This is a genomic window from Hungatella sp. (assembly GCF_046966825.1).
On the sequence record NZ_JBKVCZ010000298.1, the window covers coordinates 1 to 1795 of the forward strand.

The following is a 1795-nucleotide window of genomic DNA, read 5'->3' on the forward strand; positions in this document are numbered from 1 at the left end:
GACGCTGGGACTGGAAGAAGACGTGACCTACCGCATGTCCAAATGGGATCCGGAAAATGCCGACCATTATCTGGGAAATGCTGAGATGTGGGATGAAGTTGAGGCTGCCATGAGAAAGATTCTCGACGACATCGGCATCGAGTACACGGAAGAGGTGGGCGAGGCTGCCTTCTATGGCCCGAAGCTGGATATCCAGGCGAAAAATGTATACGGCAAGGAAGACACCATGATCACCATTCAGCTGGATATGTTCTTAGCCGACCGGTTCGACATGAGCTTCGTGGATAAGGACGGCACCAAGAAGCGTCCGTATATTATCCACCGCACCTCCATGGGCTGCTATGAGAGAACTCTGGCCTGGCTGATCGAGAAGTACGAAGGCGCGTTCCCGACATGGCTGTGTCCGGAACAGGTGAGAGTGCTCCCGATATCTGAAAAGTATCATGATTACGCGGAAAAGGTGGAAGCAGAGCTTAAGGCTAACGGTATTCTGGCGACTGTGGATGAGCGGGCGGAGAAGATCGGATACAAGATCAGAGAGGCGCGTCTGGCCAAGCTTCCGTACATGCTGGTCGTAGGACAGAAGGAAGAGGAGGACGGCCTTGTGTCTGTCCGCAGCCGTTTTAACGGAGATGAAGGGCAGAAGTCCCTTTCCGATTTCATCGATGCCATCAGCCGTGAAATCCGTACAAAGGAAATTAAAACAATTAATGTCGAATAGTTCCTGTCCCGCCTGCGCATAATAACTCCTGCAGAAGCGATAGAATTTAAGAATTCTCAAGGAGGGATATTCCATGACGAGATTGGACTGTAACGTGACAAATTGCCTTCACAATGCGGAAAACTGCTGCTGTAAGGCTGCGATCATCGTAGAGGGCGAGCAGGCAAAAGACACGTGTGACACGTGCTGCGGCAGCTTTGACGAGAATAAGGACGGTGCTTACCATAACCTGTTCAAGACACCTGAAAACAGGCTGGAAGTGGACTGTGAAGCGGTAAAATGTGTATACAACGAAGGCCGCCACTGTTCCGCGGATCATATCGGTATCGCCGGAGACGGTGCGAGTGAGGCCAGCCACACGGAATGTGCATCATTCAGGGAAAGATAATAGAAAATAAAAACACCGCATGGCGGGAAGCGTGTAAGCTTCTTGCCATGCGGTGTTTTTGCCTCCTAAAGGATCATGAAAAAGGTTCCGGCCGTAATAAGCAGGATTCCGATCAGTTTTTTGATGGTGATCTGCTCATGCAGGAAAAGAAAAGCCAGGATGACGGTGAGCACGATGCTGAACTTGTCTACGGGCACCACCTTGGAGGCTTCCCCCATCTGCAGCGCCTTGTAATAGCAGATCCAGGAGGCGCCGGTAGCAAGGCCGGAAAGAATCAGGAAAATCCAGCTTTTCCTGCCGATATCGGGAAGACCGTTCTGGGTGTTGGTCATGAATACGACGACCCACGCCATAATCACGACCACGACGGTCCTGACTGCGGTAGCCAGGTTGGAATTGACGCCTTCGATCCCCACTTTTGCGAGTATGGAGGTCAGGGCGGCAAAAACCGATGAGAGGAGAGCAAACAAAAACCACATGGATGAGATTCCCCCTTTAAAATGCTTCAGACCGCATCAGCAATTTCATAAAGTGCGGCGGCCATGAAGCCTGATAGAATCATTGTAAAATATTTCCCGCAAATATTCAATCCTGAAATACGTAAAATACCTGGAGCGCAGCGTTCGCGTTACAGTTCACAGCCCCGTCGTCCTCTGCTTCCCGGTCGGCCCCGGCTGGCTCATGGG

At 51.3% G+C, this 1795-nt stretch carries 3 protein-coding genes; 2 read left to right on the forward strand and 1 reads right to left on the reverse strand.

Annotated elements, in window-relative coordinates; translation table 11 throughout:
* Both ACLTD4_RS34040 and ACLTD4_RS34045 read left to right on the forward strand, forming a co-directional pair.
* A partial coding sequence (locus tag ACLTD4_RS34040) for a His/Gly/Thr/Pro-type tRNA ligase C-terminal domain-containing protein (protein ID WP_412332004.1) occupies positions 1–721 on the forward strand: 721 nt, incomplete at its 5' end.
* 73 nt (positions 722–794) lie between these two features.
* Positions 795–1109: a DUF1540 domain-containing protein gene (locus ACLTD4_RS34045; protein ID WP_002603675.1), complete on the forward strand. Its 315-nt coding sequence runs from the start codon at positions 795–797 to the stop codon at positions 1107–1109.
* A 65-nt stretch (positions 1110–1174) separates the two neighbouring features.
* Here ACLTD4_RS34045 and ACLTD4_RS34050 read toward each other — a convergent pair whose 3' ends face one another.
* The gene (locus ACLTD4_RS34050) at positions 1175–1588 is read right to left on the reverse strand and encodes an EamA family transporter (RefSeq protein WP_117621714.1); all 414 of its coding nucleotides are present in this window, start codon (positions 1586–1588) and stop codon (positions 1175–1177) included.
* Between the last annotated feature and the right edge of the window lie 207 nt (positions 1589–1795).